Below are 16,726 nucleotides of genomic sequence, written 5' to 3' on the forward strand. Positions count from 1 at the left end.
GCCTTCAACGGCGCCGCGGCCTGGCCCGACCCGCTCGGCGTCGGCATGCACGCCGTCATCCCCGTGCTGTTCGTGGTCTCCGTCGAGGCCGCCCGGCACGCCGTGGGCCGGATCGCCGACATCACGGCCGACAAACACATGGAGGGCGTCCGGCTCACCCGCTGGCTGCTCTCCCCCGTACCGACGTTCAAGCTGTGGCGCCGGATGAAGCTCTGGGAACTCCGGTCCTACGAGCAGGTCATCAAGCTCGAACAGGACCGGCTGATCTACCAGGCCCGCCTCCAGGCCCGCTTCGGCCGCAACTGGCGCCGCAAAGCACCCGTCGAATCCCTGATGCCGCTGCGCCTGGCGAAGTACGGCGTCCCGCTGGCCGAGACCGCTCCGGCCGGCCTCGCCGCCGCGGGCATCGAACCGGCCCTGCTGCCCCCGGCCCCCGCCCCGGCCCAGGTCGAACCGGGCGATTCCCAGCCCGAGTTGCCGTACGCCCCCGAGCCGCAGTACGCCGGGCAGCACGAGCACCACCAGCAGGACGAGCACCTCCAGCAACAGCACCCGCAGTACCAGCAGCACACCCACCCCTCCGACCCCGGCCCCGCCTCCGCCGAGGAATGGCCCCAGGAAGGCCCCGGCTCGCACGAGAGCCCGTGGTTCGCGGCGCCCCAGGTGCCGAACGACGCGTACGAGAGCGCCTACAACCCGATGTACGTCGAGGGCCTGGAGCCGACCCCGGTGATGGTCCCGTCGGGCCCCGGCGGCCGCACCCGCCCCCTGGGCAACGTAGGCACCATCGGCGCCGTCCCGGGCCCCCGCATCGCGTCCCAGGAACAGCCGCAGCCCCACGAACAGCCTCAGCTCCCGGAACAGGCCCCGGAGCCCGAGCCGGAACCGGAACGTGAACCGGAACCGGAACCGGACGAGTGGGCGCAGGAGGACGCGGAGTTCGCCGAGATCGCGTACGAGGTGTTCGCCGCGTTCGTGAACCAGCACAACGACTTCCCGAGCGTCGACGCCCTGGACATACACGTCACGGACGGCCACAACGTCAGGCACCCGCGCAGCGCGGCACTGATCCGCCGCCTGATGCCGGAGTTCAAGAACCGCTATCACGCCGAACTCGAAGCGGACCACATCGCCTGAGCCCCGCCCCGTCCGGCAACGGCAACGGCAACAGCAACAGCAACGACGGAGGGCCGTCACCCGCATCACGGGTGACGGCCCTCCGTCGTTACGAAGCAGCCGGAACGGCTACGCGTCCAGGAGCCTGCGCACCCGCTCCGCACCCACGGCCAGCAGCAGCGTGGGCAGCCGCGGCCCGGTGTCCCGGCCGACCAGCAGCTGGTACAGCAGCGCGAAGAACGACCGCTGCGCGACCTTCAGCTCGGGCGTCGGCTTGGCGTCCGGCTCCAGGCCCGCCAGGATCTTCGGCACGCCGTAGACGAGCGTGGTGAGCCCGTCCAGCGACCAGTGCGAGTCCAGCCCGTCCAGGAGCAGCCGCAGCGACTGGCGGCCCTGGTCGTCCAGCGAGCCGAGGAGCTCCTTGTCCGGCTCGTCGCGGACGATGGTGCGGGCCTCGGCCGGGACGTGGCTGGTGATCCAGTTCTCGGCGCGGTCGAGCCGGGGCCGGGCCTCGTCCAGCGAGGTCAGCGGGTTCTCCGGGTCCAGCTCGCTCAGGATGCGCAGCGTCTGCTCGTCGTGCCCGGCCGTGATGTCGACGACCGACGCGAGCGTGCGGTACGGCAGCGGGCGCGGCGTGTGCGGCAGCTCACCGGCGGCCGTGCCGATGGCCCGCGCGTACGCGGCGGCGTCGGCCGGCAGCACCGAGCCGTCGGCGACCTTGCGCGCCAGCGAGTCCCACTCGTCGTAGAGCCGCTGGATCTCCTGGTCGAAGGCGATCTTGAAGGACTGGTTGGGCTTGCGGCGCGCGTACAGCCAGCGCAGCAGCGGCGCCTCCATGATCTTCAGCGCGTCGGCCGGGGTCGGCACGCCGCCCTTGCTGGAGGACATCTTCGCCATGCCGGAGATGCCGACGAAGGCGTACATCGGGCCGATCGGCTGCACGCCGTCGAAGACCTCGCGGACGATCTGGCCGCCGACGACGAACGAGGAGCCCGGCGAGGAGTGGTCCACCCCGCTCGGCTCGAAGATCACGCCCTCGTACGCCCAGCGCATCGGCCAGTCGACCTTCCAGACCAGCTTGCCGCGGTTGAACTCGCTCAGCCGCACGGTCTCGGCGAAGCCGCAGGCCGTGCAGGTGTAGTTCAGCTCGGTGCTGTCGTCGTCGTACGAGGTGACGGTCGTGAGGTCCTTCTCGCAGTTGCCGCAGTAGGGCTTGTACGGGAAGTAGCCGGCCGAACCGCCGCTGCCGTCGTCCTCGGTCGCCGCACCGGAGCCCGCCTCGGCCTCCAGCTCGGCCTCGTCGACCTTCTTCTGCTGCGGCTTCTTGCCGCCCTTGGCGCCCGCCGCCGGGTCCTTCTTCGTCCGGTACCGGTCGAGGACGGCGTCGATGTCGGCGCGGTGCCTCATCGCGTGCAGGATCTGCTCGCGATAGGCGCCCGCCGTGTACTGCTCGGTCTGGCTGATGCCGTCGTACTCGACGCCCAGCTCGTCCAGCGCGTCCGTCATGGCGGCCTTGAAGTGCTCGGCCCAGTTCGGATACGCGGAACCGGCCGGGGCGGGCACCGAGGTCAGCGGCTTGCCGATGTGCTCGGCCCAGGACTCGTCGATCCCCGGGACACCGTTGGGGACCTTGCGGTACCGGTCGTAGTCGTCCCACGAGATCAGGTGCCGGACGGTGTACCCGCGGCGGCGGATCTCGTCGGCGACCAGGTGCGGGGTCATGACCTCGCGGAGGTTGCCCAGGTGGATCGGGCCCGACGGGGAGAGGCCGGACGCGACGACGACCGGTTTGCCAGGCGCACGACGCTCCGATTCGGCGATGACATCGTCCGCGAAGCGGGAGACCCAGTCGGCCTCGGTGCTGCTCTGACTCTGAGCCACGGTCTGCACGTCCTTCTCTCTTGTAGGACTCGTAGGAAACACCCTGTGGGACTCATCAGGACTCATAGGGGCTCCGCCCATTCTCCCAGGTCCACCGGCGGTGCGAAAACGGCTTATGGCCCGCACGAAGAAAACGGCTTTACCGCCCGTGGAATACTGGGTGTGATCCCTTGTACTCCTACGGAAACGGCAGCCAGCCCATGGCCTCGGTCAATTCCCTCGCTTCCACGCTCCAGCAGCAGCTGGCGGACGCCCTGACGGCAGCACTGCCGGATGCCGGCACCGCGGACCCGCTGCTGCGACGAAGCGACCGGGCCGACTTCCAGGCCAACGGCATCCTGGCCCTCGCCAAGAAGCTCAAGGGCAACCCCCGCGAGCTCGCCTCCCAGGTCACCGCCGCGATCCCGGCGGGCGGCCTGATCAAGGAGATCGAGGTCTCCGGCCCCGGCTTCCTCAACATCACGCTCGCCGACAAGGCGATCATCGAGACCCTCGCCGCACGCGCCGCGGACGACGAGGGCCGGCTCGGTGTGCCGTACAACAGCGCTGCGGGCACGACCGTCATCGACTACGCCCAGCCGAACGTGGCCAAGGAGATGCACGTCGGCCACCTGCGTTCCGCGGTGATCGGTGACGCGATGGTGCAGATCCTGGAGTTCACGGGCGAGTCCGTGGTCCGCAGGCACCACATCGGCGACTGGGGCACCCAGTTCGGCATGCTCATCCAGTACCTGACCGAGCACCCGGGCGAGCTGACCCACGAGGGCGACGGCGGCGAGGCGGACGGTGAGGCCGCCATGTCCTCGCTGAACCGGCTCTACAAGGCCTCCCGCGCGCTCTTCGACTCCGACGAGGAGTTCAAGGCCCGCTCCCGGGACCGCGTCGTGGCGCTCCAGGCCGGTGACGAGGAGACCCTCGCCCTGTGGCAGCGCTTCGTCGACGAGTCGAAGATCTACTTCTACTCGGTCTTCAACAAGCTCGACATGGAGATCCGCGACCCCGACATCATCGGTGAGTCCGGCTACAACGACATGCTCGAAGAGACCTGCCGCATCCTGGAGGAGTCAGGCGTCGCCGTCCGCTCCGAGGGTGCGCTCTGCGTCTTCTTCGACGACGTGAAGGGCCCGGACGGCAACCCGGTACCGCTGATCGTCAAGAAGTCGAACGGCGGCTACGGCTACGCGGCGACCGACCTCTCCGCGATCCGCGACCGGGTCCAGAACCTCAAGGCGAACACCTTGCTGTACGTCGTGGACGCCCGGCAGGCCCTGCACTTCAAGATGGTCTTCGAGACGGCCCGCCGGGCCGGCTGGCTGAACGAGGACGTCAAGGCCGTGCAGCTCGCCTTCGGCACGGTGCTCGGCAAGGACGGCAAGCCGTTCAAGACCCGTGAGGGCGAGACGGTCCGGCTCCAGGACCTGCTCGACGAGGCGATCGACCGGGCGTCCACCGTCGTGCGCGAGAAGGCGAAGGACCTCAGCGAGGACGAGATCGCCGAGCGCGCCGCGCAGGTCGGCATCGGCGCGGTGAAGTACGCGGACCTGTCCACGTCGGCCGCCCGCGACTACAAGTTCGACCTGGACCAGATGGTGTCGCTGACCGGCGACACCAGCGTGTACATCCAGTACGCGCACGCCCGGTCCCGGTCCATCAAGCGCAAGGCGGGCGAGCTGAAGTCCCAGCCCCACCCGGAGCTGGAGCTGGCCCCGGCCGAGCGCGCGCTGGCCCTGCACCTGGACCAGTTCGCCGAGGTCGTGGCCGAGGTCGCCGCCGCGTACGAGCCGCACAAGCTGGCCTCGTACCTCTACCAGCTGTCGTCGCTCTTCACGACGTTCTACGACCAGTGCCCGGTGCTGAAGCCCGAGGTGCCGGGCGATGTGGCCGAGAACCGCCTCTTCCTCTCGGACCTCACCGCCCGCACCCTGCACCAGGGCATGGAGCTGCTCGGCATCCGGACCCCTGAGCGCCTCTGACCGGAGCGTCAGTCAGTCCGTACGACCGGCCCGGTGGCCGTGACCACGAGGGACCCTAGTCCCACTCCTTGGTCACCCACTGGGCCGTGTCGTACCGGTACATGTACTTCGGCCGCGCCTGGATGCTGCTGGTACGGAACGGCTTCCCGCCGTCGTCGATGCGCAGCGTCCCCTTCCGGCCGCCGCTGCTCCAGTCCAGCTCCAGGTACCAGCTGACGTCGTGCCCTTCGACATGGGCCTTGAGGTCGAACACCTCCACGTCGGTGGAGGACACCCGGAACGGGAAGTTCTTCGGCGGCACCCGCACGTCCCCCTGCTGCCCCGCCACCGGGGTGAGGCCGGGCCGGCTGTCGTCGAGGTCGATGTCGAAGGACTGCGGTGTGATGCCGCTCCCGCAGCCTTCGCCCATCGAGTACGCCGACCACGCCAGCGGCACCTTCCGGGACAGCGTCCGCACATGCATTCCGGTCAGCACGACGGCCTGCCCCGACTTCCCCTGCACGGTGAGTTCGAGCTGCATGCTGCCGCCGTCCACCCCGCCGAGCGCCCTGGCCCAGCCGCGGGTGTCCTGCGGCGGGGGCGGCGGCGGAACGTCCTCCGGCTTCTGGTCCAGCACGTAGTGCTGGCCGCAGGGCTCTTCCCAGTTGTACGAGCTGATGGTGGCGCTCAGCGGCACTCCACCGCTCTGCTGTCCACCCGACCCGGCTCCCGAGCCGTGCTTCCCGGACGTGCCGGAGGCGCCGCCGGACGGCGAGGACGAGACGGTCGCCGAGCCGGACGGCACGGGTTTGCCCGACTTCTTCGTCCCGCTGGGCGAGGCGGTGACGCTCGCGTCGAGGCCGGGCCGGTGGCGCGCGGCCCCGTCCGGGTCCTTCGCGTCCACGGCGGGGGCGTTGCTGAGATCGTCCGTGTCCGTACCCGACAGATTGCTGACGACGATCGAGGTCGGCACGGTCAGCGCGACGACGGCGACGGCCGCGAGCAGCACCCGCGCCCGCGCGGAGGCCAGGAACCGCCGGGGCCGGCTCGCCCCACCGGCCAGGATCGTGGGTTCGGGCTCGGACTCGGGCGTCAGCTCGGACGCGTCGCCACCGGCCCCGGCCCCGGCCTCGGAGCCACGGACCGCCTCCGGACCTGAGTCGGAAACGATGTCCGAAACGGCATCCCGCACCGGCTCCGCAGGAGCAACCGCGGGAGCAGGAGCAACCGCGGGAGCAGGAGCAACCGCGGGAGCAGGAGCAACCGCGGGAGCAGGAGCAACCGCGGGAGCAGCCGCGGGAGGGCGTCTCCGGGCCGCATCCGCCACGATCCACCGCCGGTGCAGCTCCACCAGTTCCTCCGGGGTCGCCGCGCACAACCGCGCCAGCCGTTCCACCGGGGCGTACTCGTTCGGCACCGCATCACCGTTGCAGTACCGGTGGAGCGTCGACGTGCTGACGTGCAGTCTCCCGGCGAGAACCCCGTAGCTGCGCCCCGAACGGTCCTTCAGTTCCTTCAGCAGAGCCGCGAAATCCCCGGCCTCCGGCGTCGCCACTTCGGCGTTCCCCCTCCTGGTCCGTCCCGGAACACCGTTCCAGGGACGTGGAATCTGCCCAGGTCACAGTACGCGCAGGCATTCCAGCTTCCCCAATGGGCTGTTCGGCGTTGCGGACGAATTCCGCCGCCCCGCATTCTGTGAACACACCGCAGCGACCACCGGGACAACGCAGTGCGAATCCACTCCCGCATCGAGCTCATCGATGCCGTGGCCATCGGAGTGGTGATCGTGTCCACCGCGATCGTCATGGTCCTGATCTGCCACACCTGACGAACCAACATCACCGGCCCACACACGGGGAGTACCACCACCATGCGCAACCACATCCGCACCACCGCCCTCGCCGCGACCGCCCTCCTGGCCGCCCTCTCGCTCACCGCCTGCGGCGGCAACGACAACGCGAACGACGGCAAGGCAGGCGCGGCGGCGCCGGCAGCGAACGCCACCGCCACCACCCCCGACACGGGCAAGGACGCCAAGGACGCCGACGCCAAGGAGACCAACAGCGGCACGGCCCAGGCACCCGCCGAGAACGCCTCCACCACCTCCAAGGGCTCCACCGGCGGCAGCAAGAGCGGGAAGAGCAGCGCCGGCACCACCGGAAGCGGCAGCAAGTCCCCCGTCACCTGCACCGGCTCGAACACCAAGGTCACCATCAGCAAGGTGAGCCGCCCCATCAACCACCTGCTGCTCACGGCGACCAACACCGGCTCCGTGCCCTGCTACGCGTACCACGCGCCGGCGCTCCGCTTCGACGACGCCCAGGCCGCCTTCCCGGTCCTCCGCGACAGCATCCCGCAGGCCGTGGTCACCCTTGAGCCGGGCCAGTCCGCCTACGCCTCCATCGGGCTGTTCGGTGAGCCCGACGGGCAGGAGCTGCACAAGGGCACCCACCTCTCGGTGTACTTCACCGGCAAGGCCAACCAGGGCTCCACGGGCGCCCCCGCCGAGCTGACGCTCCCCGCCGGCACCTCCTGGGGCGACAACGGCTTCGTCACCTACTGGCAGAGCGAGATGGACGCCGCCCTCATGTACTGACCCGCCGCACCGACCCGCCGCACTGATCAGTGCTACGGCCCCGGCGGCTATCCCTCGTAGTCCTTGTCGCTCTCGTTGGAGAGCCGCCCCCGCAGGAGCACCCCGGGGACCAGCCGCCACTGGCCGGTCCCCGGGTCCTGGCGGTACTCCTGGACCAGGTAGTCCAGCGTGGTCGGTACGTCCTCGAACCCGAACTGGTCGTCGTTGCCGGACATCCGGACCTCGAACCGCAGAACCCTGCCCTCTTCGAGCACCCAGCGCTTGACGTGGCTCTCGACGTCCCGCTCGAACTGCTGGTTCAGGCTGTTGCTCATGGGCGCGAGGTTGTGCGGTTCGGCGGGGCCGTGGAGATGGTGGTTGAGGAGATGACCGCGAATGGCGCCGAGCCCCCAGGCGCCGCCCTCCGGTTCGAAGCCCGCCTGCCCGGCCGGAGGCCGGAGCGTGAGCGGGTCGGCGACCATCGACGTGCCCATCACGACGGCGACCGTGTCGCCCTCCTCGTCGACCTCGTGGAAATTGCCCGTCGTGAACGTGACGGCCGTGGCCGGCAGATGGGCCAACGACGAGGCACCGGAGTGCTGGATCTCGTACGCGCTGACGGCCTGGTGCGCCGTCTCCAGCACCTCCTTGACCACCTCTCCGTACGCCCTGGTCCAGGGAAACCTCAACTGGTTCCACAGCGCGGCCAGTTCGGAACCGCCCCCGTTCTCCTCGACCCGGTCGAAGTCGAGCTGCTCGCCCCGTTCGGGGCCGCTCTCCGTCTTGTCGATCACACGGTTCACGTTCCCGGCCTGATCGATCTCGACCTTCTGCTCATAGCCGTCGACCATGGGCGTGCCGTCGTCGTTGAGCTCGGTGACGTGGCAGGTGATCCCCAGAGGGAGGGGATTCGCGGCGTCGCCGTGCACCACGACCTCGTACCGGAAGGTGCCGCGGTCGTTGTAGACCATCTTCTTGAGGGGTTCCTCGACCACCCGGCTGTGCTTGGCGTTGAGCTGCTTCCGGAACGGCGCGAGGTTCTCCAGAGTGGCCTGGCCGTGCAGATGCGCGTTGAGGAGGTGCCCCTCCACCGCTCCACCGAGTCCGGCGTAGGTACCGGTGGTCGCGTCGGAACCGGCGGCGCCCCGCAACGTCAGCGGATACGCCACCATGTGCGTGCCGCGGGGCACTCCCCCCGCGTTGATGACCGGGCCGAAATGAACAACGGTCTCCGGTACGGCGTTGTCCGCCCCGAATTTGTTGCTCAGGGCCTGCTGCACCTCGCCCATGCCACTGTCCCAGCCGTTCGAAAGCTTCTGGTACGTCAGCAGGATCTGGTGCACGTCCACCGCGGTGGGGTGGAGTGCGGAGGCGCGCAGGGTGGCCCAGTCCCGCAGCGGAGTGGTGTCCAGAGGGGCCGGGTCGTGGCCCTTCAGCAGCTCGATGCCCGGACCGGGGGCCCGCTGCACGACATCCGCCTGCCCGGTTGCCCGCGCCTGCCCGGCGACCGGCTCCGAAGCGGCGGGCACGGGGCCGGACATGACCCGCCGGGCGTTGGCCTCGGCCTCGCGCTCGAAGCGGTCGGAGGGGTCCGAGACACGCAGCCCGGAGCCGTTGTCGGTACCTGCGACCGGGCCCCGGCGCTGCTGGATCACATGGGTGAGCTCATGGGCGAGGGTGTGCCGGTCGCCACCGCCCTCACCGATGACGACATGGTTGCCGGAGGTGTACGCACGGGCACCGACCTCGGCGGCGGAAGCCCTGGCGGCACCGCCGTCGTGGATACGGACGTCCGAGAAGTCCGCTCCCAGGCGGGCTTCCATCTCGCTGCGGGTGGCACCGTCGAGCGGGCGCCCGCCGCCACGCAGGACGTCATGGACGGCGGACCGCTGAACGGCAGCCTGCTCCGGATGCTCCTCCCCGCCTCCGGCGCCGAGCAGGCCGGACCGGCGCATCCTCTGCACGACGACGTCGTTCCCGACACTGGCCTGCAGGTCGAGGAAGCCCGGCCCGGACACCGAGCCCGGCTGCGAATCGTGGGCGGTGACGGCGGACACGGCCACCCGCCCGGTGGCTTTGTCATCGCTGTCGCGTGTCCGCGCGGGCACTTTTCCGGATCGCTCGACCATGCTTCCTGGATAGCGCCCGGCGCCCCGCGAGGGCAGAGGCGCCCGGGACATCGACGTTGCCCCGAAGGGCAGTTCGCAGGGGCCCCGCGTACGGCCACCCGCCGGCCCGGTGTCCGCGCCAGAGGCCTTCCTGCCGTACGGCCTCCGGTGAGATCACTGGCGCCGAGGTCGCCGCCGGTGCCACGATCTGCGCGGGTGACGGCTGGACGTACGACTCCGCGTACCCGGACCCCGACCCTGACGAGAAGGTCCGGGAGGCCGTCGAGTGGTCCACACCCGATCCGCAGCCCCGACCACACCCGTACAGATTTCTTGTACGGGTCGTACGCGCGTGACGCGGGCACGCACGTGGAAGTTCGCCCGGTATGCAACCCGGAAAGCGGAAGCGCAAGAACGCGTCGGCAATGAAGCTCGTGGGCAAACTGGTCGCCGTCTTCCGCAAGGCAGCCGGCCTGACCCAGACCCAACTCGCCGACCTGGTGGGCCATCAGGTGGAGACGATCGCCTCCATCGAACAGGGCAGACGGGCGCTGCTGCCCGACCTCGCCGCCAAGTTGGACGAACGGCTGGACACCAAAGGCGCGTTGGCGATGGCAGTGGCGAACATGCCGGAGATCGATCTGATCCCGGCGTGGGCGGAGGAGTACTTGGACCTGGAGCGGGAGGCCCTGGCACTGTCCTGGTACGACAACCAGGTCGTACCGGGTCTCCTCCAGACGGACCGCTACGCCCAGGCTGTGTTCCGCAATCGGGTCCCGGCCTTCAGCGAGGAGAAGGTGGCGCTCCAGACGAAATCCCGACTGAAGCGCCAGGAAATCCTTCATCGGCCGTCACCGCCGACCATCAGCTTCGTCGTCTGGGAACCGGTCCTGATGCTCCAACTCCTCGACGACGAAGGGAATGCGGAACAGCTGAACCACCTGCGCACCTGCGCCGCGCTCCCCGGCATCTGCCTCCAGGTCCTGCCACTCAACCACCGCACCCATGCCGGGCTGAACGGCCCCTTCACCCTGCTGGAAACCCCGGACTTCCAGCGCGTCGCCTACTCCGAGACACAGCGCGGCAGCCTGCTCGTCTCCGACCCCGACGAGATCAGCATCCTCTCCCAGAAGTATGCGATGCTGCGAGCGCAGGCCCTCAGCCCCGAAGACACCATGGGTCTGCTAAACCGTCTGCTGGGAGAGCAATGAACACCGCACTTGAGTGGTTCAAGTCCAGCTACAGCGGCAGCGAGGGCGGGCAGTGCCTCGAAGTCGCCTACGAGTGGCGCAAGTCGAGCTACAGCGGTGACGAGGGCGGGCAGTGCCTGGAAGTCGCCTACGACTGGAAAAAATCAAGCTACAGCGGCAGCGAAGGCGGCGAGTGCGTCGAGATCGCCGCCCACACCGCCGCCGTCCACATCCGCGACTCCAAGAACCCCGACGGCCCCGTCCTCACCGTCGCCCCCACCACCTGGACGGCCTTCGCCGGTTTCGCCGCCGACCGGCGACTCGCCTGAACCCACCGGAGGGATCCCCACCGCCATGGCTGTCATCCACCGCACCACCCTGACGCCCACCAAGCTGGAACTCCTCGTCGTCCACGCACACCCGTAACCCGGGTGCCCGCCCCTCACCGGGCGGGCACCCGGTGGCCGTCCGCGTCCGACGGCCGGTTGTCAGTGGGGCCCCGTACGCTCACCGACATGGCGACGCTTCCGAATCCGCTCCCGTCCCTGGCCACGTCAGGGCTCCAACTCCCGCCCGGCTCACTGGTGGACGCCACGATCGACGGCACCTGGCACGAGCCCCTGCTCTGGTGTGCCGACGAGCCCGCCGTCCACGGCACTTGGCGCGCACTGCGCGCGTCCGGGCGGACGGTCGGCCTGCTTCCCGTGCTGATCGACGGCGGACGGCGCGACCAGTGGCCCGACACCTGGGACCTGATCCCGGACAGCACGTCGTACCCCGGCGATCACGACGCCGAGGAGGTGCTCCGCGAGTACTGGGAGGACTGCGCGCCCGAAGAGCTCGATGCCGCCGAGGGCGACTGGCCGGGCCTGGCCTCCGTCCCGGCCGCCGAGGGGCAGGACGCCCCGGACGACCTGGCGGCCGCGATCGCCGAGGAGTGCGTCGGCCCGGACGGCTGGTATCCCGGCTCGCGGGTGGCGCTCGTCCCGGCCCGCCGCAGCGCAGACATACCGGCGGCGATCGGCTGGTCCGGCCCGGTCAATTTCGAGAACGACACGGCCCGGCTCTGCGCCGTGCTCCGTTCCTGGGAGGACCGCTTCGGCATACGGGTCGTGGTGCTGGGCTTCGACACCCTGACCGTCTCGGTCTCCCGCCCGCCCACCACCCTCCCGGAGGCCCACGCGGTCGCCGCCGAGCATTTCGCGTTCTGCCCGGACAACATCAACCAGAGCCCGCCGTACGACCTGGACATCTACGCCGAAAAGGCGGTGCTGGGACAGGAGACCTGGTCGTTCTGGTGGGACTGAACCACCCCGGAGAACCTGGGTACGGCAACTCATGTGCCGTACCGGGGCGCCGGTTTGAATCGCATGCATGCCCGACAACATCACGGACGCCAGCCCTGACAGCCCCGACGTCCCCGACAGCCACCGGCACACCTGGATCGCCTCGCTGATCTCCACGGTCGTCACGCTCCCGCTCGCGTTCTTCGCCCTGGTGTACAGCATGCTCTCGCCGATGGCCTGCGATTCCTGCTCGGACGCCATGGCCGACCGCTTCGACGCCAGCTTCGGTCCGGCCTGGACGGTCTCCTGCTTCGGCCTGCTGCTGTCCCTGGTCATCCTGGTGGCCAGCTGGGTGTTCACCAGCCGCAGACCGTCGGCCGCGATCGGCCTCGCCGTGGCCGCACCCGCCACCGTGTTCTTCACCTGGGTCGCCTTCATGACCCTGATCAACTGGCCCTGAGCCTTCGAGCGAAGGAACACCGCCCATGAACCCCGAGCCGACCCCCGACGACACCACCCGCGCCGACCACCTCGCCCGTCTCGTCGAGGAGTTCCGCGCCCTGCCGGCCGACAGCGACAGGAAACGCGAGATCATCGCCGAACTGGACGACAACGCGGCCGCGCAACCGTTCCTCGTCTCGGTGGTCGCCGACGCGGGCGAGTACGACCTCGCCCGCACCGAGGCCGCCACCGTCCTGCGCCTGTGGCCCCCGACCGACCCCGGCCTGCGCCACCGCGCGGGCAGAGCCCTGCTGGCGGCGCTGAACGACCCCGAGGAGGATTTGGTGCGCCAGTACGCGGCGATGGCGCTCGGCCCCTACGCCTCGGACGACCCGGCGGTCGCCGAGGCCCTGATCGCCGCCGGAGGGTCCGAGGAGGACCCCCTCGTCCAAGCCTGCGCGAGATCCGCCCTGGAAGAGGCGGGCCTCGCCTGAGTGCGCCCGGTGCCCACGCCCGGTCGCCGCGACCGCCGACAAAGTCGGGTATCACGGACTGTTCCTCCGGAAAGCCCGTCCGGCACACGTTCGCCACCCGGGCCGGACGGGCTTCGAGACAACCCGATCGCGATCCGGAACATCCTCTCTCACAAGCCCCGCGCCGCCGGTACGGGACGGTGAACGAGGAGCTGGAGCATGGCCCGAAGCCCCATCCGCCCCACCCGCGCGACCCGCGCGACCCGCGCGACCCGCGCGACCCGTCATCGCAGACTCGGGATCGACTACCCCCGCCGGGGGAAACGTACTTGGCGCCGCTGGATCCCTTCGTGGCGGCAGGTGCTGAGCGGGGTCGTGCTCGGGCTTGTCGCGCTGGCCGGCCTGTTCGCCGTGGTATACGCCTCCGTCGACATCCCGAACGAGAACGACGAGGTGCGCAGGCAGGGCACCGTCTACTACTGGTCGGACGGCAGCCAGATGGTGAGCGTGGGCGCGGTCAACCGGCAGAATGTCACGCTCGCCGACATACCCGATTCGGTGGAGAACGCGGTCATCGCCGCCGAGAACGAGACCTTCTACTCCGACCCGGGGGTATCGGCGACGGGCATCGCCCGCGCGGCCGTGAGCATCGTCAAGGGCGGTGAGACCCAGGGCGGCTCCACCATCACCCAGCAGTACGTGAAGAACACCTATCTCAGCCAGGAACAGTCGGCCACCAGGAAGTTCAAGGAATTCTTCATCTCGCTGAAGCTGAACAACAAGCAGGGCAAGAAGGAGATCCTCCAGGGGTATCTGAACACCAGCTGGTTCGGCCGCGGCGCCTACGGCATCCAGGCAGCAGCGAACGCGTACTACGGAATCCCCGCGAAGGACCTCGACCCCAGTCAGGCGGCGCTGCTCGCCTCCCTGCTCAAGGGAGCGGAGCAGTACGACCCCGCGGGCGGCAAGGACAACCACGAACGCGCCGTCGACCGCTGGGAGTGGATCCTCGACCGGCAGGTGGAGATCGGGACGATGACGAAGGCCGAGCGGGCCGCGTACCAGAAGTTCCCCGAGCCGAAGTCGGCCGCGAAGCCGACCAGCCTCGGCGGCCAGACCGGCTATCTCGTCGACATCGCCAACAAGTACATCAAGAAGCGTTCGGGCCTCACCGACAAGGACCTCTTCCGGGGCGGCTACCGGGTGCACACCACCTTCGACAAGGCCAGGGTCGGGCAGTTGGAGCGGGCCGTGCGCAGTGTGCGCAAGCGCGACCTCGACCCCAAGAAGCGCCCCGAGGACAAGTACGTCGAGGTCGGCGCCGCATCCGTGCGGTCCGACGGTGCCGTGGTCGCGGTGTACGGCGGAGCCGACGCGGTCACCCACTTCGCCAACAACGCCGACACCGCGGGCGTCCCCGTCGGCTCGGCCTTCAAGCCCTTCGTACTGGCCGCAGCCCTTCAGTACGGCGACGGGATCACCCTGGACAGCGGCTACGACAGTGAGGGGCGTCTGATCAAGGACGGCCCGTACGCGGCGCCCCCCGCCCCGCCGGGTGCCGGTCCCGGCCAGGTGATGGTCACGGCGCCGACGCCCCTGCGCGATGCGCTGATCAAGTCGTCCAACGCCACCTTCACTCTGCTCGGCAAGGACATCGGGCTGAAGAATGTGAAGGAACTGGCGGTGTCGGCCGGGCTGCACGAGGAGAGCCTGGCCCGCCTGGACAAGTCCTTTCCCCTCGGCACGTCCACACCGAGCGCGGTCAGGATGGCGGACGCGTACACCGCCTTCAGCAACGAAGGCATGAGGGCCGATCCCTACTCGGTGACCAGGATGACCCGGGACGGCGAAGCGGTCGAGGGCTTCGGGAAGCCCGAGCCGCGACGCGCGATGGACGCGTCGGTGGCCAACGATGTGAACAACACCCTGGGGATGGTGGCCTGGACGCGGCTGGGTCGGGACGGGAAGTTCGCCATGCTGGCCGGGCCCAAGGCTGCCGACGACCTCTCGGCGGGCGCGACCGGCGAGGACGACCGGATGAAGTCGGCCTGGTTCATCGGCCACACCGAAGGGCTGACCACGGCCGTCACGATGTTCCGCAACAAACCGGGCACCCCTCAACTGCTGGGAATGCAGGGTGTGGGCGGACCCGATTCGAAGCGCGGCAATGTCTTCCCGCTCCGGATCTGGAACGCCTACGTCACGGGGAAGTAGGCCCACGGACCGGGGGGCTGACAACAGCGTGGGGCCAAGAACTGACAGCGGCATGGGACCGGAACCGACGACCGAACAACGCACCAAGAGCAGCCGGGCCGCCTGGCCCGGCAGTGTGCTGGCTCCCAGGGCACACCTGGAGCTCGGCACCGGCGCTCCGGTGAACGGCTCGGTGTGGGTCGCCTCGCTGCACGGCTCGGGCGGTGCGGAGACGCGCCACTTCCCCTTCACCGGCTGCCTCCCGGAGACCGGCGAGACCCCGCCGCCCACCACGCCGAGCGGCACCCCCCTCGACCACGCCGCCCACCTCAGCCACGCCGTCCACATCGGCGACTCCGCCGGCGAGCGGCACCCCGTCCGCGAGCACGTCGAGCCCTGCCGGTTGTCAGTGGGCCTCCTGCGCTCAGTCGAGGAAGCAGGCCCGGACAACGCCCGTACCGACCGCCGCTAACGCCCCGGCGTGCTGTCGCGCACGATCGGCTCCGCAGGCAGCAGCAGCCCGCTCGCCGGGACGGCGGCGGGGTCCTCGACCGCGGTGATCAGCCGGTCGACAAGGGCATGGGCGATGGCTGCCAGGGGCAGGCGCGCGCTGGTGAGGGTGGGCTGGAGCAGCGTGCAGAGCGGAATGTCGTTGAAGCCGGTGACGGCGACATCGCTGCCGACGGTGAGGTCTGCGGCGCGCACGGCCTGGTAGGCGGTCAGGGCGAGCCAGTCGCTCGCGCAGACCAGGGCGGTCGGGCGGTCGGGGCCGGTGAGCAGGCGCTGGACGGCGTGGGAGAGCGCGGCCGGGTCGTCGTCGGGGACGCCGACCTCGAAGGCTCCGTCGGGAGCGGCGGCCGCGGCCTGCAGGAAGCCGGCCCTGCGGTCGGCGAGCCAGGGCAGCGACGCGGCGGAGTTGAGGTAGCAGATCCGCCGGTGGCCCTGGTCGAGCAGGAGTCCGACCAGGGCGGCGGTGGCGGCGGTGGAGTCGATGTCCACCCAGTTCTGCGGGCGGCCGGGGGCGATCCGGCCGAAGGCGGCGAACGGGAAGCCAGCCTCGGTGAGCACGTCGACGCGGGGGTCGTCGTGGACGACGTCGGAGAGGACGAACCCGTCGACCTGGCGGGCCGCGATCAGGTCGTTGAAGGACTTGGCGACCGCTCCGGCACCCTGCTCGGGGTCGGAGCGGAACACCAGGATGCGGTGGCCGACGTCGTCGGCGGCGGTCACCAGCGCCTGGAGGAAGCCACCCATCAGGGGGTTGGGGTCGGCGGGGTTGTCGGCGGGGGCGGGATAGCCGATGACCTTGCGGGTACCGGTGCGCAGGCTGCGGGCGGACTGGTCGGGCCGGTATCCGAGTTCGTCGATGGCGGCGGTGACCCGGGCAAGGGTGGCGGCGCGCAGCCGGTGCGGGGCGTTGAGGGCGTTCGAGACGGTCTGGCGGGAGACTCCGGCCGCGCGTGCGACCTCCTCGATGGTCACCTGTCGAGCGGTCATCGTTCCTCTGCGGC

Annotated in this window: 14 protein-coding genes; 10 read left to right on the forward strand and 4 right to left on the reverse strand. The window is 70.0% G+C overall.

Going from position 1 to position 16,726, the window contains the following annotated elements; translation table 11 throughout:
• Positions 1-1,137: DUF2637 domain-containing protein (locus ACWCQ6_RS25370; protein WP_451092823.1), on the forward strand; the 1,137-nt coding region annotated here is incomplete at its 5' end.
• Between the two features lie 108 nt (positions 1,138-1,245).
• Here ACWCQ6_RS25370 and lysS read toward each other — a convergent pair.
• Entirely contained in the window at positions 1,246-2,997 is a 1,752-nt protein-coding gene (gene lysS, locus ACWCQ6_RS25375) for a lysine--tRNA ligase (protein WP_451092825.1), read from the reverse strand.
• Positions 2,998-3,197: 200 nt separating this feature from the next.
• Here lysS and argS point away from each other — a divergent pair, with 200 nt between their 5' ends.
• Positions 3,198-4,970: an arginine--tRNA ligase gene (argS, locus tag ACWCQ6_RS25380; RefSeq protein WP_451092889.1), complete on the forward strand. Its 1,773-nt coding sequence runs from the start codon at positions 3,198-3,200 to the stop codon at positions 4,968-4,970.
• Positions 4,971-5,025: 55 nt separating this feature from the next.
• On the opposite strand, the gene ACWCQ6_RS25385 is transcribed toward argS, so the two are convergent.
• Positions 5,026-6,504: a helix-turn-helix domain-containing protein gene (locus ACWCQ6_RS25385; RefSeq protein ID WP_451092827.1), complete on the reverse strand. Its 1,479-nt coding sequence runs from the start codon at positions 6,502-6,504 to the stop codon at positions 5,026-5,028.
• Positions 6,505-6,819: 315 nt separating this feature from the next.
• Here ACWCQ6_RS25385 and ACWCQ6_RS25390 point away from each other — a divergent pair, with 315 nt between their 5' ends.
• Positions 6,820-7,545 carry a DUF4232 domain-containing protein gene (locus tag ACWCQ6_RS25390; protein WP_451092829.1) on the forward strand — a complete coding sequence of 242 codons (726 nt, stop codon included), beginning with the start codon at positions 6,820-6,822 and terminating at the stop codon, positions 7,543-7,545.
• 47 nt (positions 7,546-7,592) lie between these two features.
• On the opposite strand, the gene ACWCQ6_RS25395 is transcribed toward ACWCQ6_RS25390, so the two are convergent.
• Complete coding sequence (locus tag ACWCQ6_RS25395; protein WP_451092831.1) at positions 7,593-9,653, reverse strand: eCIS core domain-containing protein; 2,061 nt, start codon at positions 9,651-9,653, stop codon at positions 7,593-7,595.
• 404 nt (positions 9,654-10,057) lie between these two features.
• Here ACWCQ6_RS25395 and ACWCQ6_RS25400 point away from each other — a divergent pair, with 404 nt between their 5' ends.
• From ACWCQ6_RS25400 to ACWCQ6_RS25430, 7 genes are all read left to right on the forward strand, one after another.
• On the forward strand, positions 10,058-10,843 hold the full coding sequence (locus ACWCQ6_RS25400; RefSeq protein ID WP_451092833.1) for a helix-turn-helix domain-containing protein: 786 nt from the start codon (positions 10,058-10,060) through the stop codon (positions 10,841-10,843).
• Entirely contained in the window at positions 10,840-11,151 is a 312-nt protein-coding gene (locus tag ACWCQ6_RS25405) for a DUF397 domain-containing protein (RefSeq protein ID WP_451092835.1), read from the forward strand. Before ACWCQ6_RS25400 ends, ACWCQ6_RS25405 begins: the two co-directional genes overlap by 4 nt.
• 186 nt (positions 11,152-11,337) lie before the next feature.
• Positions 11,338-12,129 (forward strand): DUF4253 domain-containing protein, encoded by a 792-nt coding sequence (locus ACWCQ6_RS25410; RefSeq protein ID WP_451092837.1) that lies wholly within the window; start codon positions 11,338-11,340, stop codon positions 12,127-12,129.
• A gap of 67 nt (positions 12,130-12,196) precedes the next feature.
• On the forward strand, positions 12,197-12,568 hold the full coding sequence (locus tag ACWCQ6_RS25415) for a hypothetical protein (RefSeq protein WP_451092839.1): 372 nt from the start codon (positions 12,197-12,199) through the stop codon (positions 12,566-12,568).
• A 25-nt stretch (positions 12,569-12,593) separates the two neighbouring features.
• Positions 12,594-13,043, forward strand: a complete 450-nt coding sequence (locus ACWCQ6_RS25420; RefSeq protein ID WP_451092841.1) for a hypothetical protein — start codon at positions 12,594-12,596, stop codon at positions 13,041-13,043.
• A 198-nt stretch (positions 13,044-13,241) separates the two neighbouring features.
• Positions 13,242-15,236 (forward strand): transglycosylase domain-containing protein, encoded by a 1,995-nt coding sequence (locus tag ACWCQ6_RS25425; protein WP_451092843.1) that lies wholly within the window; start codon positions 13,242-13,244, stop codon positions 15,234-15,236.
• A gap of 52 nt (positions 15,237-15,288) precedes the next feature.
• Positions 15,289-15,687 (forward strand): choice-of-anchor A family protein, encoded by a 399-nt coding sequence (locus tag ACWCQ6_RS25430; protein ID WP_451092845.1) that lies wholly within the window; start codon positions 15,289-15,291, stop codon positions 15,685-15,687.
• Here the strand turns inward: ACWCQ6_RS25430 and ACWCQ6_RS25435 are convergent.
• Positions 15,684-16,712, reverse strand: a complete 1,029-nt coding sequence (locus ACWCQ6_RS25435; protein ID WP_451092847.1) for a LacI family DNA-binding transcriptional regulator — start codon at positions 16,710-16,712, stop codon at positions 15,684-15,686. The genes ACWCQ6_RS25430 and ACWCQ6_RS25435 overlap by 4 nt on opposite strands.
• Between the last annotated feature and the right edge of the window lie 14 nt (positions 16,713-16,726).

It is taken from the genome of Streptomyces sp. NPDC001880, assembly GCF_053594575.1.

Coding starts and splice junctions, on each gene's coding strand:
- argS (WP_451092889.1), top strand. CDS start 3,198: ATGGCCTCGGTCAATTCCCTCGCTTCCACGCTCCAGCAGCAGCTGGCG.
- ACWCQ6_RS25400 (WP_451092833.1), top strand. CDS start 10,058: ATGAAGCTCGTGGGCAAACTGGTCGCCGTCTTCCGCAAGGCAGCCGGC.
- ACWCQ6_RS25390 (WP_451092829.1), top strand. CDS start 6,820: ATGCGCAACCACATCCGCACCACCGCCCTCGCCGCGACCGCCCTCCTG.
- ACWCQ6_RS25410 (WP_451092837.1), top strand. CDS start 11,338: ATGGCGACGCTTCCGAATCCGCTCCCGTCCCTGGCCACGTCAGGGCTC.
- ACWCQ6_RS25430 (WP_451092845.1), top strand. CDS start 15,289: ATGGGACCGGAACCGACGACCGAACAACGCACCAAGAGCAGCCGGGCC.
- ACWCQ6_RS25435 (WP_451092847.1), bottom strand. CDS start 16,712: ATGACCGCTCGACAGGTGACCATCGAGGAGGTCGCACGCGCGGCCGGA.
- ACWCQ6_RS25395 (WP_451092831.1), bottom strand. CDS start 9,653: ATGGTCGAGCGATCCGGAAAAGTGCCCGCGCGGACACGCGACAGCGAT.
- ACWCQ6_RS25405 (WP_451092835.1), top strand. CDS start 10,840: ATGAACACCGCACTTGAGTGGTTCAAGTCCAGCTACAGCGGCAGCGAG.
- ACWCQ6_RS25425 (WP_451092843.1), top strand. CDS start 13,242: ATGGCCCGAAGCCCCATCCGCCCCACCCGCGCGACCCGCGCGACCCGC.
- ACWCQ6_RS25420 (WP_451092841.1), top strand. CDS start 12,594: ATGAACCCCGAGCCGACCCCCGACGACACCACCCGCGCCGACCACCTC.
- ACWCQ6_RS25415 (WP_451092839.1), top strand. CDS start 12,197: ATGCCCGACAACATCACGGACGCCAGCCCTGACAGCCCCGACGTCCCC.